Origin of the sequence: Paenibacillus guangzhouensis (assembly GCF_009363075.1) — a bacterium.
Classification (GTDB): Bacteria; Bacillota; Bacilli; order Paenibacillales; family Paenibacillaceae; genus Paenibacillus_K; species Paenibacillus_K guangzhouensis.
On record NZ_CP045293.1, the window covers coordinates 5,714,141 to 5,738,286 of the forward strand.

Annotated in this window: 27 protein-coding genes; 17 read left to right on the forward strand and 10 right to left on the reverse strand. The window is 47.4% G+C overall.

What is annotated here, in order from left to right:
• The first annotated feature begins 29 nt into the window (after nt 1-29).
• From GCU39_RS25790 to GCU39_RS25810, 5 genes are all read left to right on the forward strand, one after another.
• Entirely contained in the window at nt 30-1,229 is a 1,200-nt protein-coding gene (locus GCU39_RS25790) for a Ger(x)C family spore germination protein (protein WP_152396083.1), read from the forward strand.
• 6 nt (nt 1,230-1,235) lie between these two features.
• On the forward strand, nt 1,236-1,469 hold the full coding sequence (locus tag GCU39_RS25795) for a hypothetical protein (RefSeq protein WP_152396084.1): 234 nt from the start codon (nt 1,236-1,238) through the stop codon (nt 1,467-1,469).
• A 15-nt stretch (nt 1,470-1,484) separates the two neighbouring features.
• Nucleotides 1,485-2,594 (forward strand): GerAB/ArcD/ProY family transporter, encoded by a 1,110-nt coding sequence (locus tag GCU39_RS25800; RefSeq protein ID WP_152396085.1) that lies wholly within the window; start codon nt 1,485-1,487, stop codon nt 2,592-2,594.
• A 182-nt stretch (nt 2,595-2,776) separates the two neighbouring features.
• Nucleotides 2,777-3,769 carry a hypothetical protein gene (locus GCU39_RS25805; protein ID WP_152396086.1) on the forward strand — a complete coding sequence of 331 codons (993 nt, stop codon included), beginning with the start codon at nt 2,777-2,779 and terminating at the stop codon, nt 3,767-3,769.
• A 14-nt stretch (nt 3,770-3,783) separates the two neighbouring features.
• Nucleotides 3,784-4,044, forward strand: a complete 261-nt coding sequence (locus tag GCU39_RS25810; RefSeq protein WP_152396087.1) for a helix-turn-helix domain-containing protein — start codon at nt 3,784-3,786, stop codon at nt 4,042-4,044.
• Between the two features lie 74 nt (nt 4,045-4,118).
• Here the strand turns inward: GCU39_RS25810 and GCU39_RS25815 are convergent, their stop codons facing one another.
• Nucleotides 4,119-4,619: a hypothetical protein gene (locus GCU39_RS25815; protein WP_152396088.1), complete on the reverse strand. Its 501-nt coding sequence runs from the start codon at nt 4,617-4,619 to the stop codon at nt 4,119-4,121.
• Nucleotides 4,620-4,798: 179 nt separating this feature from the next.
• Nucleotides 4,799-5,554 (reverse strand): GTP cyclohydrolase II, encoded by a 756-nt coding sequence (locus GCU39_RS25820; protein ID WP_152396089.1) that lies wholly within the window; start codon nt 5,552-5,554, stop codon nt 4,799-4,801.
• Nucleotides 5,555-5,802: 248 nt separating this feature from the next.
• On the opposite strand from GCU39_RS25820, the gene GCU39_RS25825 reads away from it, so the two are divergent.
• Nucleotides 5,803-7,056, forward strand: coding sequence for an MFS transporter (locus tag GCU39_RS25825; RefSeq protein WP_152396090.1), 1,254 nt, complete (start codon nt 5,803-5,805; stop codon nt 7,054-7,056).
• 124 nt (nt 7,057-7,180) lie between these two features.
• Here GCU39_RS25825 and GCU39_RS25830 read toward each other — a convergent pair whose 3' ends face one another.
• Nucleotides 7,181-7,675 (reverse strand): DinB family protein, encoded by a 495-nt coding sequence (locus GCU39_RS25830; RefSeq protein ID WP_152396091.1) that lies wholly within the window; start codon nt 7,673-7,675, stop codon nt 7,181-7,183.
• 203 nt (nt 7,676-7,878) lie between these two features.
• On the opposite strand from GCU39_RS25830, the gene GCU39_RS25835 reads away from it, so the two are divergent.
• Nucleotides 7,879-8,298 carry a VOC family protein gene (locus GCU39_RS25835; protein ID WP_152396092.1) on the forward strand — a complete coding sequence of 140 codons (420 nt, stop codon included), beginning with the start codon at nt 7,879-7,881 and terminating at the stop codon, nt 8,296-8,298.
• A gap of 154 nt (nt 8,299-8,452) precedes the next feature.
• On the opposite strand, the gene GCU39_RS25840 is transcribed toward GCU39_RS25835, so the two are convergent.
• Both GCU39_RS25840 and GCU39_RS25845 read right to left on the reverse strand, forming a co-directional pair.
• A complete protein-coding gene (locus GCU39_RS25840) occupies nt 8,453-8,959 on the reverse strand; it encodes a hypothetical protein (protein ID WP_152396093.1) in 507 nt (168 codons plus the stop codon).
• 136 nt (nt 8,960-9,095) lie between these two features.
• On the reverse strand, nt 9,096-9,278 hold the full coding sequence (locus GCU39_RS25845; protein WP_152396094.1) for a hypothetical protein: 183 nt from the start codon (nt 9,276-9,278) through the stop codon (nt 9,096-9,098).
• 168 nt (nt 9,279-9,446) lie between these two features.
• On the opposite strand from GCU39_RS25845, the gene GCU39_RS25850 reads away from it, so the two are divergent.
• Together GCU39_RS25850 and GCU39_RS25855 are read left to right on the forward strand one after the other, a co-directional pair.
• Nucleotides 9,447-10,061 (forward strand): TetR/AcrR family transcriptional regulator, encoded by a 615-nt coding sequence (locus GCU39_RS25850; RefSeq protein WP_152396095.1) that lies wholly within the window; start codon nt 9,447-9,449, stop codon nt 10,059-10,061.
• A 64-nt stretch (nt 10,062-10,125) separates the two neighbouring features.
• The gene (locus GCU39_RS25855; RefSeq protein ID WP_152396096.1) at nt 10,126-13,242 is read left to right on the forward strand and encodes an MMPL family transporter; all 3,117 of its coding nucleotides are present in this window, start codon (nt 10,126-10,128) and stop codon (nt 13,240-13,242) included.
• Nucleotides 13,243-13,334: 92 nt separating this feature from the next.
• Here the strand turns inward: GCU39_RS25855 and GCU39_RS25860 are convergent, their stop codons facing one another.
• The gene (locus GCU39_RS25860; RefSeq protein ID WP_152396097.1) at nt 13,335-13,718 is read right to left on the reverse strand and encodes a VOC family protein; all 384 of its coding nucleotides are present in this window, start codon (nt 13,716-13,718) and stop codon (nt 13,335-13,337) included.
• A gap of 258 nt (nt 13,719-13,976) precedes the next feature.
• Between GCU39_RS25860 and GCU39_RS25865 the strand changes: the two genes are divergently transcribed.
• Together GCU39_RS25865 and GCU39_RS25870 are read left to right on the forward strand one after the other, a co-directional pair.
• Nucleotides 13,977-14,633: a TetR/AcrR family transcriptional regulator gene (locus GCU39_RS25865; RefSeq protein WP_152396098.1), complete on the forward strand. Its 657-nt coding sequence runs from the start codon at nt 13,977-13,979 to the stop codon at nt 14,631-14,633.
• A 123-nt stretch (nt 14,634-14,756) separates the two neighbouring features.
• On the forward strand, nt 14,757-14,969 hold the full coding sequence (locus GCU39_RS25870; protein WP_152396099.1) for a hypothetical protein: 213 nt from the start codon (nt 14,757-14,759) through the stop codon (nt 14,967-14,969).
• 72 nt (nt 14,970-15,041) lie between these two features.
• Here the strand turns inward: GCU39_RS25870 and GCU39_RS25875 are convergent, their stop codons facing one another.
• The 4 genes from GCU39_RS25875 to GCU39_RS25895 all read right to left on the reverse strand — a co-directional run bounded on the left by GCU39_RS25875 (nt 15,042) and on the right by GCU39_RS25895 (nt 17,814).
• Complete coding sequence (locus GCU39_RS25875) at nt 15,042-15,488, reverse strand: DinB family protein (protein WP_152396100.1); 447 nt, start codon at nt 15,486-15,488, stop codon at nt 15,042-15,044.
• Nucleotides 15,485-16,594: a sensor histidine kinase gene (locus GCU39_RS25880; RefSeq protein ID WP_152396101.1), complete on the reverse strand. Its 1,110-nt coding sequence runs from the start codon at nt 16,592-16,594 to the stop codon at nt 15,485-15,487. The genes GCU39_RS25875 and GCU39_RS25880 overlap by 4 nt, the downstream gene beginning before the upstream one ends.
• Complete coding sequence (locus GCU39_RS25885; RefSeq protein ID WP_152396102.1) at nt 16,591-17,274, reverse strand: response regulator transcription factor; 684 nt, start codon at nt 17,272-17,274, stop codon at nt 16,591-16,593. Before GCU39_RS25885 ends, GCU39_RS25880 begins: the two co-directional genes overlap by 4 nt.
• Before the next feature lie 93 nt (nt 17,275-17,367).
• The gene (locus tag GCU39_RS25895; protein ID WP_152396103.1) at nt 17,368-17,814 is read right to left on the reverse strand and encodes an SgcJ/EcaC family oxidoreductase; all 447 of its coding nucleotides are present in this window, start codon (nt 17,812-17,814) and stop codon (nt 17,368-17,370) included.
• A gap of 131 nt (nt 17,815-17,945) precedes the next feature.
• On the opposite strand from GCU39_RS25895, the gene GCU39_RS25900 reads away from it, so the two are divergent.
• The 6 genes from GCU39_RS25900 to GCU39_RS25925 all read left to right on the forward strand — a co-directional run bounded on the left by GCU39_RS25900 (nt 17,946) and on the right by GCU39_RS25925 (nt 24,126).
• A complete protein-coding gene (locus GCU39_RS25900) occupies nt 17,946-18,428 on the forward strand; it encodes a MarR family winged helix-turn-helix transcriptional regulator (RefSeq protein ID WP_152396104.1) in 483 nt (160 codons plus the stop codon).
• Nucleotides 18,429-18,499: 71 nt separating this feature from the next.
• Entirely contained in the window at nt 18,500-19,135 is a 636-nt protein-coding gene (locus GCU39_RS25905; protein ID WP_152396105.1) for a TVP38/TMEM64 family protein, read from the forward strand.
• A gap of 37 nt (nt 19,136-19,172) precedes the next feature.
• On the forward strand, nt 19,173-20,210 hold the full coding sequence (locus GCU39_RS25910; protein ID WP_152396106.1) for a YdcF family protein: 1,038 nt from the start codon (nt 19,173-19,175) through the stop codon (nt 20,208-20,210).
• A gap of 386 nt (nt 20,211-20,596) precedes the next feature.
• Entirely contained in the window at nt 20,597-21,559 is a 963-nt protein-coding gene (locus GCU39_RS25915) for an ABC transporter permease (protein ID WP_152396107.1), read from the forward strand.
• Between the two features lie 18 nt (nt 21,560-21,577).
• Nucleotides 21,578-22,486: a carbohydrate ABC transporter permease gene (locus GCU39_RS25920; protein WP_152396108.1), complete on the forward strand. Its 909-nt coding sequence runs from the start codon at nt 21,578-21,580 to the stop codon at nt 22,484-22,486.
• Between the two features lie 38 nt (nt 22,487-22,524).
• Nucleotides 22,525-24,126, forward strand: a complete 1,602-nt coding sequence (locus GCU39_RS25925; RefSeq protein ID WP_152396109.1) for an extracellular solute-binding protein — start codon at nt 22,525-22,527, stop codon at nt 24,124-24,126.
• The last annotated feature ends 20 nt before the right edge of the window (nt 24,127-24,146 follow it).

Sequence of the window (24,146 nt, forward strand, 5' to 3'; positions counted from 1 at the left end):
TATGATGACAGGATGAAGGAGCGGATGGCATGCATCGAAAAATAATGTTGATCTTGATATCCCTCCTCGTTCTGACATCTTTGTCAGGGTGTTGGAGCCGAAGAGAGCTGAATGATCTAGCGATTGTACTGGCACTTGGTGTCGACAAGATCGGGGATCAGTTTGAGGTGTCCGTACAGGTTGTGGGCCCTAGGGAAGTATCAGCCAAGGGAGGGGGAGGGCAGAGCTCCCCGGTGGTTACCTATCATGCCGTAGGGGAGACTGTCATTGAAGCGATACGGCGGATGTCGACCATTACCGCGCGAAAAACCTACTACTCCCATATCCGCATGCTTATTTTGGGCGAGAAGTTGGCGAAGGAAGGCATAAAGGACGCTCTGGATATTATGTCGAGAGACCATGAGTTTCGGACCGATTTCTTTGTAGCTGTTGCCAAAGGCACGACCGCGAGAAATATCTTAGGCTTCTTTACCCCTCTCGAACTGGTTCCGGCGAATAAGTTATATAATTCACTGGAGACCTCGCAGAAGAACTGGGCGCCGACCTTGCAAGTGCATCTTGACGAGCTTATTGATTCGCTGACCAGTACAGGGACTAACCCGACACTAACAGGGATTCGCATTCAAGGCGACGCTCAGATGGGCAGACTGAAGGAGAATTCGAGGCGAATCGATCCCCCAGCATTATTGGAATTCTCTGGCATTGGTGTATTCAACAAAGATAAGTTGATCGGTTGGCTCAATGAGTCGGAAAGTATTGGGCTCAACTATATCATGGATCACGTGAAGAGTACCATCAATGTGATTCGTTGTCCCCAAGGGGGGAAGATTGCTAACGAAGTTATCAATTCTCATACCAAAGTGTCGGGCCATGTCGTGAATGGGGAACCACAAATTCGGGTCAAAATCGAATTGGAACAGAATGTGGCTGACGTTGGATGCAAGCTAGACCTGACGAAGCAGCAGACCATGCATGAGTTGAATCAACGAACCAGTAAGAATGTGTTGGATCGTGTTCAAAAAGTGATTCGCACTGCACAAGATACATACAACATCGATTTTCTCGGTTTTGGCGATACGATACGACGCGATCAACCACAGCTGTGGAAGAAATATGAGCAGCGTTGGGATAGTTATTTTAAGCGATTGAAGGTTACCGTGAATGTTAAAGTCAAGACACGCCGCCTCGGAACGGTGTCGAATTCATTCTTGCAAGAGATGAAGGAGTAGTGGGTCATGTGGGGAGTATTGGGGATCCTAGCCGTAGCTGTAACTATTTTTTGTATCGATGGCCTGAAGCTGGTGAAGCAAGGGGATAAGAAGGAACTGTGGATTTTCTCGATTCTGCTATGCATTGGAACGGGGCTCGGTATTGCTTTTTTGCAGCATATTGAATTACCTAGCCCTGTGGATTGGATTGAGGTTCTCTATCGGCCTTTTCGAAATGTGTTGTACAATCCCAAGGGATGAAGGAGGTAAGGGTCGATGGATAACATTAAGATTAGTGTAAGGCAGTTCACCATTTTAATGATTTTGTTCACCATTGGAACAGCGATTCTCATTATTCCATCGACCATTGCGGCCGTCGCCAAACAAGATGCATGGATATCTGCGTTGATCGGTATTGGCTTGGGGTTGTTGCTGATGTTGATCTATGCGGCATTAGGCAATCAGTTCCCCGGCCTAACCCTTGTGGAGATGAATGATCGTGTGCTGGGTAAATGGATCGGCTGTATCGTATCCCTTGGATTTCTTTATTTTACTTTCATCACGTCGAGTGAACTGTTATATTTCGTTGGCGATTTCTTAGCTACACAGATCATGCCAGATACGCCGCTACCCTCGCTCAATGTTATGTTTGCCATCATATTATTAATGGGTGTACGCCTTGGGCTCGAAGCATTTGCTCGGGCGGCGGAAATATTATTTCCGCTATTCATCTTGTTGTTCCTCATCTTGGTGATCTTCATCGTACCAGAGATCGATATCAAAAACGCAAAGCCAATGCTCAATGCCGGTGCGCCGTCCATTATTCAGGCAAGCCTCATGTTCACGAGTGTAGCGTCCATCCCGACGGTTACGATGCTCATGATCGGTCCTGTGTCGCTGAACAAACCGAATAAATTGCGTCGATCCCTCATCCTTGGAACGTTAATCGGCGGGGCCTTCTTGTTCGTTATCGTGATCTTGACGGTCTTGGTCTTAGGGTCTGATATGACCGCAAGACAAGCATTTCCCAGTTATGTCCTCGCGAAAAGGGTCAATGTAGGCCGCTTCCTGCAGCGGATCGAAGCCATTGTTGCTGTGATGTGGATCGTTACGATCTATTTCCGGATGTTGATCTATTATTATGCATCGATCGTAGGGCTCGCGCAGGTTCTCCGAATCAAAGATTACCGTGCACTGACGCTTCCGCTAGGACTAATAGCCGTCATATGCTCGCTGCTCATCCATCCGAACGCTGCACATTCGATTCAATACGATAAGGAATACTGGCTTCCCTACGCTTCAACGTTCGGTGTATTCCTTCCCTTATTACTGTTGGTGGTGGCTTTATTTCGTAAGAAATCAGCGGAGAGTAACAATGACTCCTAATAGAGTAAATCAATAGTTAAGGCACACCGGAATATTGTTGTTCTCGTGTGTCTTATTTTGTTTTTGCGGCAATGATCTTGATTGAAAAGTGGAAAAGTTATATAGTAAGTAGTAAGTGATAAGTAGTAAGTAGTAAGTAGATAGCATCATCAGCAGACTGATGAGTAAAGGAGTGCTTGGCAATGTCAGAACTTACATTAGCTCAATCGTACACACTCGTAGCCCTGAATGCCCAACGGAGCATGGAGATGACGACGGCGAAGAAGGTAGCGCTGCGCTGCATATCGGCCGCTGTTATCTTAGAGATATGTCTGGAACAGGGGTTAACGCAAAATGACGTTCACATTCGCATAAACAAGGATCAATTCGAGCAATCGCAGCATACAGTCTACCGTGGTTTGACGATCAAGTCGGTTGCCCGCAAGCCAGGGATCGCTTCGGATGATTTAAGGTCTTGGCTTAAGAAGGCTTCCCGTCTCTCTAGAAGAGCGATGATACAATTAGAACGCGTCATGGCAGACTCGCTGCAGGAAATAGGTCTACTAGAGGATATTCCTCATGTGTTAGGCTGCGATCTCTATTTCGAGAGTGCAGGTGTTCGCGTGAAGCAATATCGCAGTGACATGGGGGAATATGCTAGAATCGTAGAAAGTACTCGTGCGGAGATTCTGGAAGAGGGTCCGTTGACGGATGAGACGATCTGCATATTATGGCTGCTTCGCGAGAGCGGATGCATGCGGGAGGTATTCTCACTTCATGAGCTGGGACGTGTGAACGAGCGATTGAATGCGTTGTACGCAACGGTTCCATTAATCCGGCAATTGTTCGATATTCGTATTTCTCACGGGATCGAATTAACCATCAAGCGATTCCTGCATTTGAAGAGGGAAGTAACCAAGACACCGATCGGCAGGCTGGTTAATTTTGCTCTTCCATTCATCGAACGCTCACAGGCTGTCTTCATCGAGACCGAGACGTTGATTACCAATCCAACGCAACGACTGCATTTTGTAATCGATCGGCTGGTGGCGAACGGAAATGTCGTTACAGTCCTGCAAGAAGGCACCATTCCAAGCGTCCGAATTGATAATCTGGATTACGATGTCGTGACGCATGCGATTTATGGGAGATTCCCGATTTATGGCGTTCGTTTGTTACCCAAAAGCTTAGTATAGAAGGGTTGTTATTTATGTCCAGACAACGTTCTATGGAGTCAATATTGAAATCGGAGTACGTATCCATAGGAGAATTAGTGCGGCTGACCGATACACGCTATAGCACGCTCAAACATTATACAGAAGAAGGCATGCTGCCTTTTGAACAACAAGAGGAGAATTTGACACGCAGGTATCGAAGGGAAGAAACGGTTGCACGGATTGAGCTCATTAAAAAGTTGAGGTCAGAGGGAAGATCGGTTCCTGAGGTCAAAGAGCTGCTGTCATGGAAATAAATGCATGACCAGAAAGAAATGGAAGGACCTGAAGCTAGGTAGCTTCAGGTCCTTCTGATTGGCAGGTTGAAATTCTATCGCTCCCCGCCGCGGTTAGGCGTGGATTGCCCAGGCTCTTCTGCGTTAGTAGGCGCCTGCTCATTTTCTGCCTGCGCCTTAGCTTCAGGAGACGATGTTAAGTCTATTGGTGCTTGGGATACGATAACCTCATCAGCGAACGGCTTGCCGCAACGGCTGCAGAATTTGGAATCATAGGGAGAGGTTTCCCCGCAACTACAGATTCTCTCACCTTTGACGCGTGCGAGCTCTTGCTCCAAGGCAATCAATTGTGTCTCTAACACTGAAATCTCGCGGCAGATTCCTTTCATACGGCCTTCAACATCATCCATCGAGGTGGAGGCAATCGTGCTCATCCCCGATGCGCGATAGACGATTTCGCCAAGCTGCTCGTATTGTTCCTGGATGTCTTTGCGTTTCGACGCGATCTGGGCGTAGAGCTTCGTATACTCCACCGTTTGCTGCGCTTTATCTTTGACTTGGTTCAATCCCGATTTCATTTTATCGAATAAACTCATGATAATTCCTCCTTCATCCTCATCCGTGACACGGTTTTCCCTTATTATCCCATGCGACAATAGCAAGGGCAATAGAGGGACAATCTATGCATGTAAATATCTCACCGAACATAGAAAAGACTGCCGCTCACCAAAACGCATTGTGGTGAATGACAGTCTTACACGTTGTTGTCCGAATATTATTCGGATCCCGTCCGCAGATGGCCGGATCGCACGACCTTCGTCTCTAAGTACCGCTCATTATATTCAGATACATCTCCCCAGAGTGGAACACGACCGGACAGGTTCGCCCCGGATTGTTGCAAGGCTTGCAGCTTCCTAGGGTTGTTCGTAATGAGCGTGACCGGTTTGGAACGCAGGGATTGCAGCACGAGAATCGCTTCTTCATAGTTCCGGGTGTCATCGGAGAATTCGAGCGCCAGGTTGGCTTCAACGGTATCGTGTCCTTCTTCTTGCAGCAGGTAAGCAAGGGCCTTGCTGAAGAGTCCAATGCCGCGTCCTTCATGATTCGCGAGATAGAACAGGGCTCCAGCACCTTGCTTCACAATCATTTGCATGGATTGACGAAGCTGGAAGCCGCAATCACAGCGCTTGCTTCCGAAGATATCGCCGGTATGGCAAATGCTGTGGAATCGGATGACGGCATCGCTCGCGTGTTCGAAATCCCCATAGACGAGGACGCTGGATTGCTGCATCTCTGCAAGCGAAGCTTGCGATAACCGAGCAACTAGGGCTTCAATAGGCAGCTCTTCTCCTGGTGCTGTATTCGGCAGTGCATCACTAGGCACCCAGCAATACCACTGGAAAATGTGCGTCTCTCCGTGCAGATTTACCGGCAGCTTAATGGGACCAGCCAAGTAGAGGGATTGATTGGTATCTTGTATATAACGGACTTTATGCTTCAACACATCTGTGATTTTTTTGGATATGGTCATATCGCGTCTCTCCTAATTCTCAAACTCACATATTGGTTACTTAATGTAAGTAAGTATATTATTAAAACCAAGTTGAGTCAATGGATTTAATGTTGGATGATTGTGCAGCACGTCTATTCCACTACTTCCTAGTATAGTGATATAAGTCACATCGAGCAAATAGGTGATTTGCGGTTCTTTTTTTGCTGATTGGGGTAATTTAATGCAAGTGGTGTTCAAATGAAGAAATTGTTGTAGGGGGATTGAAGATGCAGAAGGCGCAGCGGGCAGATAGGTCGGACCGGCTGACAGGCCAGTCATGGCTGCTGCTCGCGGTGAACGCATTGTTCGTGATTGCGAGCAGTCTCTCCGGAACCTTCCTTGGTGTATACCTGTGGAAAGCAAGTCATGACTTTGCCACGATCGGTTGGTTTACACTTCTGACGCATGTATGTATGGCGTTGACGTTCTGGGTTGCAGGATATTTTGTGAAGCAAGGTTATACGTTGATATGTTTTCGAATCGGGATTGGTCTTTCTGCGAGCTTCTATGCGATTGTCTTGCTGCTCGGGACGTCTGCTGTTCACTATATTTGGTTGTTAGGTCTCGTCCAGGGTCTCGCGACAGGGCTGTTCTGGCTTGTGTTCAATGTGATTTATTTTGAAGTGACCGAACCGGAGACGCGGGATCGATTCAATGGATGGATGGGGATTTTCGGCGCGGTGGCAGGAATGGTTGCGCCTTGGTGTTCGGGACTTCTGATCTCGCATATGAATGCGGAGCGCGGTTATCGTGTGGTGTTCATGATTTCGCTCGGAACGTTTATTGCCGGCGCTGTCGTCAGCTTCTGGCTGCGTCAGCGCCAGACGGAGGGAAGTTATGAATGGGGACTGCCTGTCCGAATTTTGAGGTCCAAGGGAACACCATGGCGGTCGATTCTTGGGGCACTCGCGGCGCAAGGGTTCCGCGAATCGGTATTCGGGGTGATGATTGGACTGCTCGTCTATATTCAGACTGGCAGCGAGATGAAGCTCGGTAACTTCACATTGATTACGTCGGCCATTGCATTTGTCAGCTTCTATCTCGCGGGCAAATGGATTAAGCCTACTTGGCGCAGCCCGGCGATGCTCCTCGGGACCATAGCGCTAATCGTGGTGATCTTACCGTTCTTCTTCGGGATGAGCTATATGACGATGTTGATCTTCGGGATTGGAACCTCACTGTTCATTCCATTCTATACCGTTCCGATGACCTCGGCGGTCTTCGATCTGATTGGGCAGCATGAGGAGAGTGTTCGGCAGCGGGAGGAATATATCGTTCTGCGCGAGTTAGCACTGAATGTGGGCCGGATTGTGAGTATGCTCTTGTTCATTGTGACCGTATCCGTCAGTCAAGCTCCGCTCGTTCTGAACATACTGCTTCTCGTGGTTGGCAGCGCGCCATTCGTATGCTGGCTGTGCATGCGGGGGTATCTTCGCTCTATGGCGGTGAAGCCGCAAGAGAAGCGGCCGCAAAGGGTGTAACGCGCTATCATAAAGGGTCACATGTACGATTGCCGTGAAAGTGAAGAGTATGGCAAAGTTGCAGTAGTAGACAATAGGAGTGGGGCATTCGCCGTCACTCCTATTATCTATCGGATGAATGTGATTATGACTTATCGACAACAGCTTTATCGTATAATCCACGGCCAAAGACGTTTGCTGTGATTGGTTTTTTTCCGATTTCGCGTGCCCATACAGAGAGTTGGCCCATATGATGGATCTCATGTGCGATGATGTGGCGGGTGAGTTCACCCCATGTAAACGTCTCGATCCGTCCGTCAGGACGCGTTTCTTGGAAGATTCGTTCCTCCAACTGTTCGTTCCATTCGCTTACGAATTCAATCACATCGGGTCGGAATGAGGATTCCAGCTCACGTACGCGTGCAATGCTCTGATAGCCATCGAAGCTTTCTTGGAAATCCGGTCTTCCTTGCATAGCGCGGATCCAACTCCATTCGACATCGATGATATGGAAGAGGGTATGTAAGATACCGCCTACACCGCCAGTACGCACCTTCAGCAGCTCCTCCAGAGGAACGTCTTCACACCAGCGGAACCAGTCGTTCCGAACCTGCCAGTTGTATTCGAATAATGTTTTCATCAGATCCCTCAATTCTATAGATTCATTATGAATGCCGTAATATTACAATTATACGGGAATGGTTCCTGATCGTGGGTGTTATTTTAACGCCATGTAAAAAATGATTTGATACCTTATCGGCGAGGGAAAATCAGGATATAATAATTGCGATGGGGAGGCCTGTCCGACCTATACAATACTGCGAAAAGAGGATGAGGAGTAGTATGAATATTGCACCTTATATCAATCTGGATGGTCAATGTGCGGATGCCGTTGCATTCTACGAGAAGGCACTGCAAGCGAAAGTCAAAGGAATTATGCGTTTTGGCGATATGCCAAACGAAGATCATCCGATCCCTGAAGATGCTAAAAATCGTGTCATGCATGCTGCGATCGAGATTGACGGCAATACGATTATGTTCTCGGATACGTTCCCGGGACAGCCATTCTCTTATGGAGATCAGCTGAGTATAGCGATCGTATCGAATGATATAGAACGTCTGAAGTCGATCTATCATGCGCTCGCAGATGGGGGACAGGTGATCATGGAGCTGCAGAAGACGTTCTGGAGCCCGTTGTATGCCATGGTAAAGGACAAATTCGGCATCCAGTGGCAGCTTAACGGCGAAGAGTGTAAAGAATAGTAGCTTATACGAACGAGCAACGAGGGGCATCCGCGCGGTGGGTGCTTCTTTTTTAATGGACTTGCCAATACAGCACAAAAAGGGATGTCCTCTGCTAACGATTTCATTACGTTGACAGAAGGCATCCCTTTGCTGGTGTTGTCGCGGTCCGTGCTTAGATGTAAGATCTCTTGCGGAAGAAGAGCAGCGCTGCGCCGCCCAGAATCAGCAGCATCGCAAGCACCGGTTGGCCAGTGGACAGCTTGCTCAAGACGGAACCAATCGTGAAGACCACGAAGAAGATCAAAGATAACGCGAGCAAAATATTGATCGGGATGAGCAGATACTTGTTCCGGCTTCCCATCCAATAGAATTCGAACAATCCGATGGCAGGCGCGAGAATAAATCCTGGCCACATGATACCCCAACTGTCGAACAGCATGGAGATCTGGCAGACCACGCCAGCGGTGAGGAGAATTCCGCCTGGAATTAATAATCCAATGCCCCGTCGATCCGTTACAGAGAAATACAACCAATGCAGGAATACACCCACGGGGATGACGAACATGGTCGGCCAGAAATATTTGAATATCGTACCCGTTCCCCAAGAATCGCCCCCGCTTGTTACGAGTAGAATTCCGAGAAGAATCAGAATCCCGCCCATTAGCCAATTTCGGTTCATTTTACGTTCGCCCCTTATCATTCGTACATGTCAGTTATACTCATCTTAGCATGCAGGTATCGCATTGTCCTCCGACTAGGGAGCGAAGACCTACTGGACTAAAGTCTAGTTGGCTCGTGCTGAGGATTCTTGCTGCCTATCCATTCGGAATGGCTGAATCGATCGAAGATTCAACGGATAGAACGGCCAGTACGGTGACGGCGCTGAATAAAATACCGTAGAGTACCGTCTGGATGGAGAAGTTGAACATGGCAACGCACGCAGACCACTCCAGAAGGACCGCAATAGCGCCGAAGACCAGTTTTGCTTTTTTATTCATGAGAGTATGCTCCTTTTGCATAGTAATATTTACCTTATTTTAACAGGGGATAGGTAATGTCGACAAGGGGAACGTTCATAAAATGTTCAAGAAATGCAGGGTTGAAATGACAAAAATCACTGGTATATAATTAACACATTCAATACGAAAGTGAACGGGTGTTTACTAATGCAGTATTTAAAAGACGACGTCAAAAATAACATATTAAGCGCAGCCTTGTCCGAGTTTCTGGGTCATGGTTATAAGAATGCGTCCATGCGCCAGATTGCGAATACGGCAGGTATTACGCCGGGGAACATTTATCGTTATTTCAAGAGCAAGGAAGACCTCTTAGATGAGCTGCTGCAGCCAACATATGAGCAGTTCCTGCAATACCTTGCCGAGATTCGGATCAATATTGAGCGGACTTGTTCCAAGGACAACACGAATCCGTTCAGTTATCTGAATATGATTCAGAGTACGCTGCTCGAGCTGATCAAGGAGTCTAGCAGCGAGTTTCGCATTATGCTGAATTTAAGCGCAGGATCGAAGTATGAGCATGTGAAGCAGGATCTAATCGAATTCGTCATCCAGATTCTCGAGCAGTTCTTCTTAGCTGCACCTGACTTGTCAGGCCCAGTACTCGCGGAGATGAAGGTGACGGTACGCATGATATCCACGACACTCGTGGAAGGGATGTGTATGATTTTGCGCGATCATGAAGACGGGGCTACGGTTCGTCGGCTCGCGAATGAATTGCTGCATCTTTACTCGGCTGGGATATGCGAGAGACTCAGCCAGTAATTTTTTTGTTCTAAAAATGAACGGGTGTTCATTAACCTTTTAATGGATAGGAGTGGAGAGAGAAATGATGAACAAAATCATTAAATGGCGCTGGGGGATCCTGGCGGCATGGCTTGTTGTGACGGCGCTGCTCGTCGCGTTTCAGCCAGATGTCAATGCGATTCTGCGGCAGAGAGGTCAAGACCCGTTGACCGATGACAGTCCATCGAAAGTAGCAGGTGCCCTGCTCAAAGAGATGAGCGGCGGCGGTACCTCGCGGAGCAATATTATCGTCTTCCATACGGATCAGAAGATGACCGATACGGAGATGAAACAGGTTGAGAAAGGCGTTGCTGATCTCACGTCGAAGAAGTCTGAGCTTGGTCTTGCGAATATTCTAGATCCATTCTCAATGCCAGACGCGAAGTCATCTTTGATCTCCGAGAACGAGACGACGCTGATGGTGAGCTTCGAATTGGATCGTAAAGGGCGGGAGATTTCGGACATTAAGGACGAATTCGGCCAAGTGCTGAAAGGGATGGACGTTCCTTACTATTTGACGGGTGAGGATTTCATCCAAGAGGACTACATTAAGGCGTCGGAAGCTGGGGTAGAGAAGAGTGCCGTTCTCACGGTGGCCTTCATTCTGATCGTCTTGATCGTGATGTTCCGGTCGGTGTTAATTCCTTTTATTTCACTCCTGCTCGTGGGCGTCTCCTACTTAGTCTCCATGGGGATTGCAGCGCAAGTGATTGATAAATTGAACTTCCCGGTGACGAGTATTACGCAGATGCTGCTGATCATGATCTTGTTCGGGATCGGTACAGACTATAATATTCTACTGTTCAACCGGTTCAGAGAAGAGCTGGCCCATGGACGCTCGATCGACGAAGCGATTGTCGTCTCCTACCAGACGGCAGGGAAGACCATCTTCTACAGTATTCTAACGGTATTCATCGCATTTGCCGGGCTCAGCTTCTCGAACTTCGGGATCTATAAGTCGGCGAATGTGGTCGCGATCGGAACAGCAGTATTGGTGCTTGAGATCATGACATTGACACCGTTCTTTATGAAAATGCTCGGGACGAAGCTATTCTGGCCTTCGAAGAATAAGGATGGGCACAAAGAAAGCAAGTTCTGGGCGAAGCTCACGGGTCTGTCGGTCCGTCATCCGATCATTACGACCGTGATCATTCTTGTGCTTATGATTCCAGTGATCTTGACGAGCGGGCAGAAGTTATCCTTCGACCAACTGAAGGAACTCGGGAACGGGTACCCTTCAACGAAAGGGTTTAGTATCGTAGCGGAGAATTTCAGCCGGGGTCAGGCGCTGCCGACAACCGTTGTCGTAAAGAGTGATAAGGCATTAGATAATAATGACAACCTTGCCGTCATCGATAGACTAACCGATAAAATCAAAGGGATTGACGGTGTAAAGAAAGTCGCGAGCGTGACGCAGCCGCAATCCGAACCGATTGAGCAATTCTATATCAGTTCGCAGACGGAGACCGTAGCGGAAGGAATAACGGCAACCAAGGATGGCGTTGACAAGATTCAAGACGGAATTCATCAAATGAATGAAAAGCTGGTGAGCCCTGACTTCTCCGATGTCACGAAGTTGGCATCGGGAACAGGTGAGATATATAACGGCTACAACCAGATCACTGGGGCGATGAACCAAGTGGCTGCTGGGATTGATCAAGGTGCGAATGGTGCGGATCAGTTGAAGCAGGGAATCACGAAGTTGAAGACCGGGATGAAATCTGTCTCGAGTTCAACAGCTGAGCTCAGCCAAGGCATCTCACAATTGCAACAAGGATATGGCTCACTGGCTGACGGCTATTCACAGCTTGAAGCGAAGCTTCCTGGCATTCAGCAAGGATTGGCTGGGATGAACGGATTAATCGGTGGGCTGGGTGCGAAGTACAGTCAGTTAGGCGAAGATCAAGATTATGCGAAGTTGAAGCAGACCGGTGCGTCGCTCGAATCTGGCGTTGCTCAGATGATCGGCGGTATGCAAGAGCTGAACAAGAACTATGGGCAGCTCAATACTTCCTTTGCCAAGGCTTCTGCAGGGCTCCAGCAAGTAGCTGCAGCACAAAAGCAGATGACGGCGGGCATGGAGGAGCTTGAATCGGGGGCATCAGCACTCGCGAGCGGCTTGCATAAGGGAGCTGCGGGAAATCGTCAGATTACAGCGAATATGAAGAAGCTGAATGATGGGCTTGCAAAAATCCAAGATGGACAGAAGAAGCTGGGGGTAGGCCTTACAAGTTTATCGGACGGCATGGCGCAATTGAAAGATGGTCTTGGCAAGAGCGGCAACGGTCTTGGCGACATCTCGGAAGGACTTGGCAAGACAGGCGACTTCATGACAGAGTTGAACAGTGCGAAGACGTTCTTCATTCCTCGCGAGGCGCTTACGAGTGAAGATTTCGGCAAAGCCGTGGATAACTTCATGTCGAAGGACCGCAAGATTACGAAATTGCTCGTTGTGCTGGATAACGATCCATACTCTCAAGCAGCGCTTGGAACTGTGGAAAAAATCAATGACACGATTGCGAGTACGTTGAAAGGAACCACGCTTGCGAATGCTCAGTTCGGTGCGGCAGGACCTAGCTCCTCGACGTATGATGTGAACAATGCGCAGGTGGAATCCTTTAATAGTACAGCGATCATCGTTATCGTTGGGGTGTTCCTCGTCTTGCTGCTGGTGATTCGTCAATTCTGGCCAGCGATCTATATTATACTGTCGCTTGTTGCATCCTATTATGTTGCAATGGCGGCATCGAATTTCATGACCGATTATATTCTGAAGGCGGATGGCGTATCATCGTTCGTGCCGTTCTTCTCCTTCATTATTATCGTCGCCGTAGGTGTCGATTACAGTATCTTCTTAATGATGCGGTACAAGGAATATGGCTCCATGGCGCCAAGAGAGGCTATCGTGCACGCGGCCAAAAATATCGGCGGCGTGGTCATCTCCGCGATGGTGATCTTAGGCGGTACCTTTGCAACGTTGATGCCATCCGGACTTGTCCTGCTCATTGAGCTGGCAACAGCGGTTATCGTAGGACTTCTTGTGCTATGCTTCATCCTGCTGCCAATGCTGCTGCCTGCCCTACTCGTTCTTCCAGATGCGTTCAAACGCAAAGGGGTGCGGGAGAAGGAGCAAGTGTATCGGAACTCGTTCGAATCCTAAGTAAATCGTTAAGGAATATAAAAAGTCTCCAGAGCCACGGTGGATGTGGTCTTTGGAGACTTTTTTGGCATACGCCATAGTTCGGTCGGATGTTATGGTTGCTGGCGGAAATGATTCATCACCCAGTTGATGCCATTGATCGCGTCTGTGACTTCGCCATGCAATGCGCCGAAGAACGTATCTTGCAGCGGGACGGTAGCTTGTCCGTTATCTGCGACTAATGTATCGTATATGCGGCGCATGTCCGCTTCACTATCGATGTTCAGAATGACTTTGATGTGATGGCCTTTCGATACATGACCGCCATACGTACTGGAGAAATGCAGCAAGCTGCTGCCGATATGGAGCTCTGCGTGTCTAAGAACGCCTTGATGCTCGTTGAGGATTTTTACTTCACCGCCGAATAGGCTCTGGTAATATTGAATCGATGCTTCGACATCTTCGACGACGAGGAATGGGCTTGCAGTTGTAATCATGTGAGGACGCCTCCTTTACATTTAAGAAACCATTTAGTTTCACTTTTGATATTATATGAAACCTTTTGGTTGTGTGTCAAATCAAATTTGAGTTGTCGTTCATGTCCCGAGGTTCGTTGGGAAGCTCTTCACACGCAATCTCCATCAGCTGGAGCGGTGGAAAAGGAAGTAAGCCGCAATCAAATTCCTTCTATTGACATCGAAATGATAAAATCTTATCATACATACATATGAATGTATGTAAAAAGAGGTGATGTATTGCCACGTAATAAATACCCGGAAATAACCGAACAACGTATATTAGATGCGGCGACGAAGCTTTTCCTCGAAAGAGGGTGGGAACAGACCACAATTCAAGATATTGTTGACGATTTAGGGGATTTGACCAGAGGCGCGTTTTATCATCATTTCAAATCAAAAGCAGATATTATCGACGCTGTTCTTAATCGATTGGCACTAGAAAATAATCCTTTTGAACAAACAAAAGATATCACAGGTTTAAATGGGTTGGAAAAATTAAAAAATGCTTTCTTATTGTCCTTTACGAATCAAGGGCAGATGGATGCGATCAAGTCGATTCCGTCGATTTTGAGAAGTCCGAAGCTGATTGCCAATCAATTAATGGACTGTATTAACACCGGAGCTCCAGATATCCTTTTTTTTATCGAAGAAGGTATGAAGGATGGATCACTTTCTATTAAGTACCCCAAGCAGACGGCTGAGACGCTGATGCTGCTGACAAACATGTGGATTAGTCCTGTTATTTTTGCAGTCGATACTGAGGAATATATGAACAAGGCTAGACACTTGCGGGAGCTGTATAATGGTATTGGCTTACCTATCATAGATGAACAAATCCTAACGGCGCTTGAACAGTTCCACAAAGAAATTTGTGATCAAAATAGACTGTCGTAAGATAGTTTATTTTTTTGGATGAATACATACATATATATGTATGTAAATGGGATGGATGAAGAATGGTTGAATAGTTGCAAACACAGTAATGAAAAAAAATAGCTGTATGGAGGTCTAACACAAATGGAACAAAAAATTGAAGGATTTGTCGATCGTATGCTTGAGAATTTTGCTCCACAATTTTTTTGGTTGAGCGTTATTTTGGGTGTCATCATCATTCTATTAGGAATCACCTTTACGGTGAGAAGATCCTCAACAAAGAATTTGCAGACTGTTGGAATGATATGTATTGGTGTCGGCGTTCTAGCGATTTTAAGTGGTTGGGTGCAGATGTAGATTCGAGATGAACGAAACGAAAAGAAATGTCCTATTTGAGGACATTTCTTTTATTTTATGGGGCTATGAAGGTTATGGCCCAAAGATCTGACCGAGATGATGCTCCAAATGCTCCACGTAATCTTTAATCAACCACTCCAACGTGACGATCTGCCCTTCACCGATATCACAGGTGTACATTAACCTGTCCTCAGGAATGGTGGTAATGACACTTAGCGCTTGTGTATTCAGAGCAATCCATAGATTTAGCACCTGCGACACAGACTGATTCTGATAATTCATGTGCTCCACCCATTGGTTCTGCGCATATTTAAGCACGACGTAAGGCTGCGATTCATATTGTGCACGTACAAATCGCTGAATATTCGTCAATGCGGAGTCACATAAATGTCCGAGAATTTCTTTTTTGGACCATTTATGCGGTTGCGGTCGTTCGGAAAAATCGTGTTCAGATAGGTTCGCAAGTCTTGCGGGAACCTCCTTGATCCAATGCTGCAATCGTTCTATTGTTGCGTTCATAGGTTCACCTCTATGTCGTTGTTAGGAGGGGACTGCGCTTGCGGCATAGGCATAACAACGGTAAACGTCGTTCCTTCCCCGAGGGCGCTCTTTACGGAAATGCTCCCCTCATGCATATCGATTATTCGCTTCACGATGGATAGGCCTAAGCCGTTGCCGCCGATCTCCCGGTTCCGTGAGACATCGGCTTTATAGAAGCGTTCGAAAATATGCTTCTGCGCCTTCGCGTCCATCCCGATGCCCGTATCCGTAATATGTACACGAACAGGGCCGTGATTCGGCTGTTCACGTTCGACGCGCACTGTGATCAATCCGTTCGCAGGTGTGAATTTAATGCTGTTATGAATGAGGTTGATCCATACTTGACTCATCATCTCTTCATCTGCGGTGACGATACACTCGGGCATTTCTGCTTCGATCTCAATCTGCTTCTCCTGCCATTGCGGTTCACATGCGAGAATGGTTGTTTTGAGCTGCAAGTCTAGTCGATACGGCTTCGGGTCAAAAGGATGATGCTTCGACTCTAGGGAAGTCAGCTTCAGTAAGTTCTCGCTCAGCTTCGATAATCGTACACTCTCCGTCTCAATAATATCGAGATAATGCGAGCGCATATCTGTCTCCAAATCTGTTCGCTGCAAGGCTCTTGCAAAACCGCGAATGGAGGTGAGCGGAGATTGAATCTCATGCGAGACATTGGAGATGAACTCCTGCCGCATGTTCTCGAGCTCATTCAGTTGGACGGCCATATCATTAATGTTCGTGATGATCTGCCCGAATTCATCGTCCACACGCTCCTGCGGATTAATATAGGCGGAGAAGTCGCCCTTGGCAATGCGCTGCAAAGCTGTAATGACGAGGTTGAAGGTCTTCTCGGACTTGCGCTTCGCATAGAACGCGAGAGGTATTGCGATCGTCGCCATAATAATCAGTGCTGCGAATTGAATAATGAGGAAGCTTAGAAAAAGCGACGATGGCAGCGACATCTTATCGCGGAGCCAATAGTAGAGACCGTAGGCTGCCGCCCCGCTGCCGACGAAGAAGAAAATAATGGTGATGGTCGCTTGGAAGATGCGGAACCACAGCTGCTCTCGAATGCGCTTGATCATGACTCGGCCTCAATCTCGAGGCGATAACCGATCCCGCGTACCGTGCGTATGCGGAAACCATAAGCGTCTTGCGGGAAGCGGTCCCGCAGTCGATTCATATGCACATCGAGCGTCCGCTCATTGCCTTCGAAGTCATAACCCCATATGTCTTGAATCAACTGTTCCCGTGTAAAAGTCTTCTCGGGGTAACTCGCTAATTTGAATAGCAGCTCGAATTCCTTGGGTGGCAGTGTAATGGAATCGCCTCGGCTATGGGTCACTTCAAGCGTGTTGTGGTTAAGCTGCATTTGGCCTAAGGTAACAACCTGAGAAGCCGTAATCTGATATCGCTTCAATAATACCTTCACCCGCGCGACGAGTTCTAACGGATCGAAGGGCTTCACGAGGTAATCGTCCGTCCCCAGATCAAAGCCCTTTAACTTCTGCGTCGTCTCCCCTTTGGCCGTCAACATGAGGAGCGGTATATCGTAGTGCCTCCGCAGCTGGCGGCATAACTCCCACCCATCCATCTTCGGCATCATAATGTCGAGAATCATCATGTCGACTTTCAAACGTTCCATCAGGTCGAGCGCTTCAAGGCCATTCGTTGCTTCACAAGTCTGAAATCCTTCTTGCTTCAGGAATAGAGAGACAAGCTCTCGAATATGGGCATCGTCATCGACGATCATAATATTCGTCATGTATACAACCTCCTACAGGGCTATATACAGCAGTATACACGATCTATTTAAACAACATTTAAACGAAATCGTAAAATCGATGCCGGCATCCGTTTATTTCGAGCGAATCATCCAGCGCTGGAGCCAGTTCGGCCGTTTGATACGACAATTATGGAAGGCAGCGATCTGCCATTCGCCATTGACTTTGAGGAGCACATTACTATTGATGGATTGGCGGGACGTTGGGGGCTTCTTATGGAACCGCAGCTGTACGATCCCCGTTGCGTGAGCGATCGCGAGTTCCGGTGAGAGGAAGCGTAGGGTCAGTTCGGCGTCCAGATACAGTAGCTTCGATCCGCGGAGCACGCCATTCCACAGCTGCTGATGCACCGTATCGATGGCTTGCCGCCCTCGGAGATGCTCCCCGTTGAATGTCACATAATCCGCATCTGCTGTGAAGCACCGTCCATAAGCTACCCCGTCTCCTGCATCCCAAGCTTGCGACAATCGGATGAATAGGTTTTGGATCGCTTGGCGATCATTCATGGTTGGACTGTTCATTCGCTTCTCTCCTTTTCATGATCCTGTGGTATACTGAACTGAATTCACAATATCCATTCATTAACTTATTAAGTTGAATTAAATATCTTATTGAATTAAGATATTTTTCATCATAACAGGAGTGTTTTGCCATGTCAACGGATCATAAGCCCGAACTGCCGCCTTTGTACGGGGCATTAATCGAACAAATACGAGAGAATAGCGCGCGCGCCGTGATGTTCCATCAAGCGATTGCGGATGAGTACGGATTAAATGCTACCGATCATAAATGTCTCATGTTCCTCAGCCAAGGCGAGGGGGAAGGCGTTACCGCGGGGCAGCTTGCAGGATTGACGGGACTTACTACAGGCGCAGTGACAAGCATTATTGATCGATTGGAGAAGGCGGGATTTGCGAGAAGAGAGAAGGATCCGAACGATCGCCGCAAAGTCATTGTGCGAGCCGTCCCAGAGCAGGTTGCGCGAATTGGTGAGCGGTTCCGTTCCATTCAGGAGAATACATTGAAATTGTTAGCACGTTATTCGGACCAGGAACTGAGGGTAATTCTCGATTTCTTGCAAGCTTCGAATCAAATGTCGATGCAGGAAATTGAGCGCATCCATGGCAAGGATTAATCCTATCTACCTGCGTCTGTTCGGTGCTATAATAGGAAGAATGAAATCGAGAAGTAGGTGCATCATTAGAGATGATTGCTGATATTCTATCCTATATATCTGACGGTAACTGGGTGGAGCTGCTGGAGAAATATCGCTCGCTAGGGCCGTTCCCCGGTATCTTCCTAACCTTTATGAAGTCCTTCGTTCCGCCGCTGCCAACGATTGTGCTGGTGGGAGGGAATGCGGCTGTCTATGGGTTCTGGCTCGGGTTTTTATATTCGTGGATTGGGCTCGTGAGCGGCTGTGCCGTGACCTACCTGATCGTAGCCAAAATATCCGGATCCAGATTCGCGAAGCGCTGGACGTCGAAGCCGAAGGTTCAACGCGGGATGCGTTGGGCGCGGCAGAATGCATTTAGCTATGTGTTCCTGCTCGGCATTTTGCCTGTCGGACCGTTCGTCGCCGTCACCGTTGCCGCTGCAGCGGCACGTATGCCATTTCGCTCCTTCCTCTTAGCTTGCGGCATGGGTAAGGCGATTATGGTCTTCATGGTCTCTTATATTGGTTATGATCTGAAGAGATTTATGGAGCGTCCAATCGAGCTGTTGTATGTCGTTCTCTTCATTGTGGCATCCTTATGGGTAAGCAAGCGGATTGAGAAGCGATTCGCGCGTGCAGAAGAGGCGATCGATACGACAACGATGCCGTTGGATTCGACGAAATGATTGTAATGATTGTATAGAAGAGGTGTTCTAACGCAGCATGGGTTTTTACTGGTGGTTTGTTCCAGTTCTTTCATTCGTTCTATTCCTTTGGTTCTATCTTAGAGATCCGAGGCGAACGGTGAATGGTTTTTTGTTTAATATTTTCATCTGCTCGACAGGAATTGCGAGCATTATTGCAGCCTTTGCATCCGATCAGACATTTCTCAAAATTCTAGCGATCATTCCGATCGTCCTGATCGTGATCATGTTGACTTTTGGCGTATACGCTCTGGTCATTGTGCTGTTCATCAATGCGAGAATCCTGATTCGCAAGGAAGGTCGTAAGTTTTCGAATTATCTCACGTTGATTTTAGGCATTGGTATTTTACTGTTTATCATTCTTTCGATTATCCAGCCGATTCGTTATTTACCGAAGGAAATTCAAATCTTGTATCCTGGGGTTATGTTCATTTTCCTCTACTTCCTGGTGAATTTATTCAGTTTCCTGTCGGCTTACTTCCTGTATCAATTCAACAAACCGAGATATCGTCAAGATTTTATTATCGTGTTAGGGAGCGGTTTGATTCGTAATCAGGTCCCGCCATTGCTTGCGAATCGAATTAATAAGGCCATTGAATTTTATCGCAAGCAGGAAGCCGTCGGAACGCCGCCGACCATCATTCTATCAGGCGGCAAAGGCTCGGATGAGAATCTGTCGGAAGCCGAAGCGATGCAAGCTTACGCGGTGGACAAAGGAATACCGATAGAGCATACGATTCAGGAGAATCAATCCAGGAATACGTATGAGAATATGTTGTTTTCTAAGAGGATCATGGATGGGCTAAAAGGGGACAGCTACAACAGTATCTTCGCAACGAATAATTTCCATCTGTTCCGGGCTGGCATGTATGCGCGTCTTGCAGGGTTGTCCAGTCAAGGCATCGGGGCAAAGACAGCGCTCTACTATTGGCCTAACGCGATGATTCGCGAATATATTGCCGTCGTGGTCATGAATAAGAAGCGGCATGGAATCGTCGTAGGGATTGTACTAGGCTTAGCGATGTTCGGTGTCATACTTCAATATCTGTTCAAGTAACTAATTAGGATGGGCCATTGTGCGAAGTTGGCACGCGGCTCATTTTTTTTGTTTATTGCTATTTACAGGCGCATGTCATTCTTGATATCGCTTACAACCCACCACAGGAAAAGCCCGATTTTTCGCTGTTTTTGCGATTGGTCAAATTTGCGAATGGCGTAACGGCGCGGTTTTTGAGCAAAAACAACACATTGTCACTATGTGGAAACGATCTTGTGAAAATGATGAAAACGTATACTGTAAGCGTTAGCAGGCACCGTCCAAAATGACATATTTACGGTCATTCTGATCCCCGGTATGTTTGATGTAAGCGCTAGCAAGGTTCGATTCCAAGCATGGATGACGATGCTAACGACAACTACATTTATCAGGAAGGGGTGACACCTATGCAGAATACCAATGGGGCCCTAACGAGCAACACACTTCCTTCAGTAAAGTCGAAAGACAAGAAATTGTGGAAGCGCATTGCTCAGAACTGGGAACTTTATGTATTCATTGCACCAGCGTTTTTGTATTTCCTGATCTTCCATTATGGTCCGATGTACGGCATACAGATCGCATTCAAAAATTTCATTCCGACAAAAGGGATTCTCGGAAGCCCGTGGGTCGGGTTCGATCACTTCACTCGATTCTTTGAATCCTACTATTTCTGGGACTTGCTATGGAACACACTTAGCATCAGCTTGTATGAGCTTGTGGTCGGCTTCCCGATCCCGATCATCCTGGCACTGGCATTCAATGAAATAAGGAACGGCTTCTTCAAGAAGATGGCTCAGACCGTCACATATGCGCCGCACTTTATTTCCGTCGTCGTCATGGCAGGGATGATCATTACGTTCTTGTCGCCTTCGACAGGGCTGATTACACACGTTATTACATGGCTAGGCTTCGATGCACCGCAATTCTTAACCGATCCGAAATGGTTTAAGACGATGTACGTGTTTTCCGGTGTCTGGCAGAGTGCAGGTTGGGGAACGATCATTTATTTGGCAGCGCTCTCAGGCGTTGATCCAACGCAGCATGAAGCAGCGATTATCGATGGCGCATCGCGCTTCCAACGTGTACGTCACATTAACATTCCAACCATTGTGCCGACGATAACGATTCTACTCATTCTGAATATCGGCAGTCTGCTCGGGGTAGGATTCGAGAAAATCCTATTGCTGCAAAATCCACTCAATATGGAAGCGTCCAATGTCATTTCGACATTCGTCTACAAATCAGGTCTTGTGGATGCGCAGTACAGTTTCTCGACAGCCGTCGGTTTGTTCAACTCCGTAATTAACGCTATTCTATTAATTACCGTCAACCAAATCGTACGTCGCAGCAGTGAGAACAGCTTGTGGTAGAAAAGAGGGGTGAGACTGATGGTTTCCGGTGTTAAAGAAACTAGACGGGACAAGATATTTCTAATTTGCAACTATTTTTATGTATTCCTGGCGTTTATTATTGTGTTCTATCCTGTCGTCTATATGCTTAGTGCCTCGATTAGTGATCCGAAGTATGTCGGGTCCGGTGAGATGTGGCTGCTGCCGAAAGGGATCACGTTCGAGGGTTATAAGCGGGTATTTGAGAACGCAGCGATTTGGACAGGCTATGGAAATACAATCCTATACACGGTTATTGGGACATTGGTTAACTTAGCGGTTACCTTGCCAGCTGCATATGCACTCAGCCGCAAAGACTTCGTAGGGCGCAACTTCTTTATGGGGATGTTCATGGTGACGATGTTCTTCGGCGGCGGCTTGGTACCAAGTTACTTGCTGATCAAGGAGCTAGGCATGGTGAACTCGATGTGGGCGCTGATCATCCCATCGGCAGCATCCATTTGGAATATTATCGTATCGCGAACCTTCTTCCAATCTTCGATTCCGAAGGAACTGCAAGAAGCAGCCCAGATCGATGGATGTACGAATATGCGGATGTTCATTAAAATTATTCTGCCATTATCGACACCGATTATCGCAGTTATGGCTTTATTCTATGGTGTAGGTCACTGGAACAGTTACTTCTCGGCGATGATTTATCTCAATGACGCGGCCAAATATCCGCTTCAGCTCGTATTGCGTCAGATTCTCGTACTTCAAGAGATGGCGGCACAAGGCGGTGGCGCGATGGATATGGCAACGGCATCTGCACTGAATAATAAGGCAGAGGTTGCGGCATTGATGAAATATTCCGTCATTATTGTTGCTACATTACCGATTATCGCGGTTTATCCGTTCTTACAGCGTTATTTTGTTCAGGGTGTTATGATCGGTTCCGTTAAGGGCTGATTCATTGATCCATATATGAAAAAGGGGAGAGTATGAACATGATGAAACTTCGTAAAGCATCTTCCGTGTTACTATGCCTCACACTCGCAACATCCTTGTTAGCAGCATGCGGTTCCTCCAAAGAAGGAGAGAAAGCAGCAGAGGGTGGAAACACTACTGAAGCAGCTAAAGATGTGAAGAAAGAGGGGTTTCCGATCGTAAGCCAGCCGCTTACACTTAAGATGATGTCGCAAGATGCTGGACAGGCCGATTGGAACAAAATGCCTGTTATGCAAGAGATGGAGAAATTGACAGGCATTAAGATGGAGTATCAGCTTGCGCCGGTTGATAGCTACGAGACGAAGAAAAACCTCGTATTCGCGAGCGGTAACTTACCGGATGTTTTCTTCGCGGCGGATTTGAAGCCTGCAGAGCAAGTAACGTATGGTACACAAGGCGTTCTTATCCCGCTTGATCCATATATTGATGGCGGCTATGCACCGAACTTGAAGAAGGTTCTTGATGAGCATCCAGAAATCCGCAAGTCTTTCACGACACCGGATGGTCATATGTATGCGTTGCCGTATATCGACTTGTCTGCTGTATGGTATCGTGGACCGATGTGGTATAACGGCAAGTTCTTGAAAAAACTCGGCATGACCGAATTGCCTAAGACGACAGATGAGCTGTACACATACTTGAAACGTGTTAAAGACGAAGATGCGAACGGCAATGGCAAGCAAGATGAAGTGCCTCTTGCCTCGGTAAAACTTGACGATCTACGGATGTACTTCCTCGGATTCTGGGGTATTTACAGTGAAGCCTACTATGCAGATAAAGACGGCAAAGTACACTACACACCGCAAGAAGAAGGCTACAAAGGCTATCTGACATTCTTAAATAAATTATGGAAAGAGAACCTCTTGGACCATGAGACATTCTCACAAACCGATGAGCAGAAGAAAGCAAAAGGAAAGAACAACCAAGTAGCATTGTTCAGCGATTACTTCCCGTACTTCACGCTTGGCGGCGAGCCTAGCGAAGACAACCCGCTAATGACGCCGGTGAAGAGCGAAGTTGCTGGTTCCCCAGTATACGGTAAGCATCCAGGTATCTCGGCCCGCGGTACATTCGCGATTACGAGCAGCAACCCGAATCCAGAAGCTACAATGCGTTGGGTAGATTACCTGTATAGCTATGAAGGTTCTACATTGTTCAACCAAGGTCCTGAGAACCTCTTGTGGAAATTCAAGAACAAAGATGCGAAAGAAAAAGAATGGCTTCCAGTACCAGGCGGAGGCGACCGTGAAGAATATAAAGGTACAATCACGCCGAACTACGGTATCTTGACTCCAGGTATTAACATGAGCGAAGTTACCAAAGGTCTAAGAAGCTCGTTCGATGACTGGATCGACAAAGAGAACCAAGAGAAGCTTGTTCCAATTGCTAGATCTCCGTTCCCGAACGTCTATTTGACAGATGCGGAGCAATCCGAAGCAACGGCATTATTGTCGGATCTTAACACCTATGTGACGCAGATGGAAGCGAAGTTCGTAACAGGTCAAGAGCCGCTCGCGAACTGGGATAAATATGTTGCACAATTGAAGAAAATGGGCAGCGACCGCATCGTTGAGCTGTATCAAGCGGCTCACGATCGTTAAGATCGAATCCCTATATAGCC

Excerpts from the sequence above, each read along its gene's own strand:
- GCU39_RS25810 (WP_152396087.1), top strand. The coding sequence starts at position 3,784 with ATGTCCAGACAACGTTCTATGGAGTCAATATTGAAATCGGAGTACGTA.
- GCU39_RS25790 (WP_152396083.1), top strand. The coding sequence starts at position 30 with ATGCATCGAAAAATAATGTTGATCTTGATATCCCTCCTCGTTCTGACA.
- GCU39_RS25860 (WP_152396097.1), bottom strand. The coding sequence starts at position 13,718 with ATGATTACAACTGCAAGCCCATTCCTCGTCGTCGAAGATGTCGAAGCA.
- GCU39_RS25795 (WP_152396084.1), top strand. The coding sequence starts at position 1,236 with ATGTGGGGAGTATTGGGGATCCTAGCCGTAGCTGTAACTATTTTTTGT.
- GCU39_RS25815 (WP_152396088.1), bottom strand. The coding sequence starts at position 4,619 with ATGAGTTTATTCGATAAAATGAAATCGGGATTGAACCAAGTCAAAGAT.
- GCU39_RS25875 (WP_152396100.1), bottom strand. The coding sequence starts at position 15,488 with ATGAACGCAACAATAGAACGATTGCAGCATTGGATCAAGGAGGTTCCC.
- GCU39_RS25800 (WP_152396085.1), top strand. The coding sequence starts at position 1,485 with ATGGATAACATTAAGATTAGTGTAAGGCAGTTCACCATTTTAATGATT.
- GCU39_RS25920 (WP_152396108.1), top strand. The coding sequence starts at position 21,578 with ATGGTTTCCGGTGTTAAAGAAACTAGACGGGACAAGATATTTCTAATT.
- GCU39_RS25840 (WP_152396093.1), bottom strand. The coding sequence starts at position 8,959 with ATGAACCGAAATTGGCTAATGGGCGGGATTCTGATTCTTCTCGGAATT.
- GCU39_RS25820 (WP_152396089.1), bottom strand. The coding sequence starts at position 5,554 with ATGACCATATCCAAAAAAATCACAGATGTGTTGAAGCATAAAGTCCGT.
- GCU39_RS25925 (WP_152396109.1), top strand. The coding sequence starts at position 22,525 with ATGATGAAACTTCGTAAAGCATCTTCCGTGTTACTATGCCTCACACTC.
- GCU39_RS25825 (WP_152396090.1), top strand. The coding sequence starts at position 5,803 with ATGCAGAAGGCGCAGCGGGCAGATAGGTCGGACCGGCTGACAGGCCAG.
- GCU39_RS25895 (WP_152396103.1), bottom strand. The coding sequence starts at position 17,814 with ATGAACAGTCCAACCATGAATGATCGCCAAGCGATCCAAAACCTATTC.
- GCU39_RS25870 (WP_152396099.1), top strand. The coding sequence starts at position 14,757 with ATGGAACAAAAAATTGAAGGATTTGTCGATCGTATGCTTGAGAATTTT.
- GCU39_RS25885 (WP_152396102.1), bottom strand. The coding sequence starts at position 17,274 with ATGACGAATATTATGATCGTCGATGACGATGCCCATATTCGAGAGCTT.
- GCU39_RS25850 (WP_152396095.1), top strand. The coding sequence starts at position 9,447 with ATGCAGTATTTAAAAGACGACGTCAAAAATAACATATTAAGCGCAGCC.
- GCU39_RS25915 (WP_152396107.1), top strand. The coding sequence starts at position 20,597 with ATGCAGAATACCAATGGGGCCCTAACGAGCAACACACTTCCTTCAGTA.
- GCU39_RS25880 (WP_152396101.1), bottom strand. The coding sequence starts at position 16,594 with ATGATCAAGCGCATTCGAGAGCAGCTGTGGTTCCGCATCTTCCAAGCG.
- GCU39_RS25855 (WP_152396096.1), top strand. The coding sequence starts at position 10,126 with ATGATGAACAAAATCATTAAATGGCGCTGGGGGATCCTGGCGGCATGG.
- GCU39_RS25845 (WP_152396094.1), bottom strand. The coding sequence starts at position 9,278 with ATGAATAAAAAAGCAAAACTGGTCTTCGGCGCTATTGCGGTCCTTCTG.
- GCU39_RS25905 (WP_152396105.1), top strand. The coding sequence starts at position 18,500 with ATGATTGCTGATATTCTATCCTATATATCTGACGGTAACTGGGTGGAG.
- GCU39_RS25910 (WP_152396106.1), top strand. The coding sequence starts at position 19,173 with ATGGGTTTTTACTGGTGGTTTGTTCCAGTTCTTTCATTCGTTCTATTC.
- GCU39_RS25830 (WP_152396091.1), bottom strand. The coding sequence starts at position 7,675 with ATGAAAACATTATTCGAATACAACTGGCAGGTTCGGAACGACTGGTTC.
- GCU39_RS25900 (WP_152396104.1), top strand. The coding sequence starts at position 17,946 with ATGTCAACGGATCATAAGCCCGAACTGCCGCCTTTGTACGGGGCATTA.
- GCU39_RS25805 (WP_152396086.1), top strand. The coding sequence starts at position 2,777 with ATGTCAGAACTTACATTAGCTCAATCGTACACACTCGTAGCCCTGAAT.
- GCU39_RS25835 (WP_152396092.1), top strand. The coding sequence starts at position 7,879 with ATGAATATTGCACCTTATATCAATCTGGATGGTCAATGTGCGGATGCC.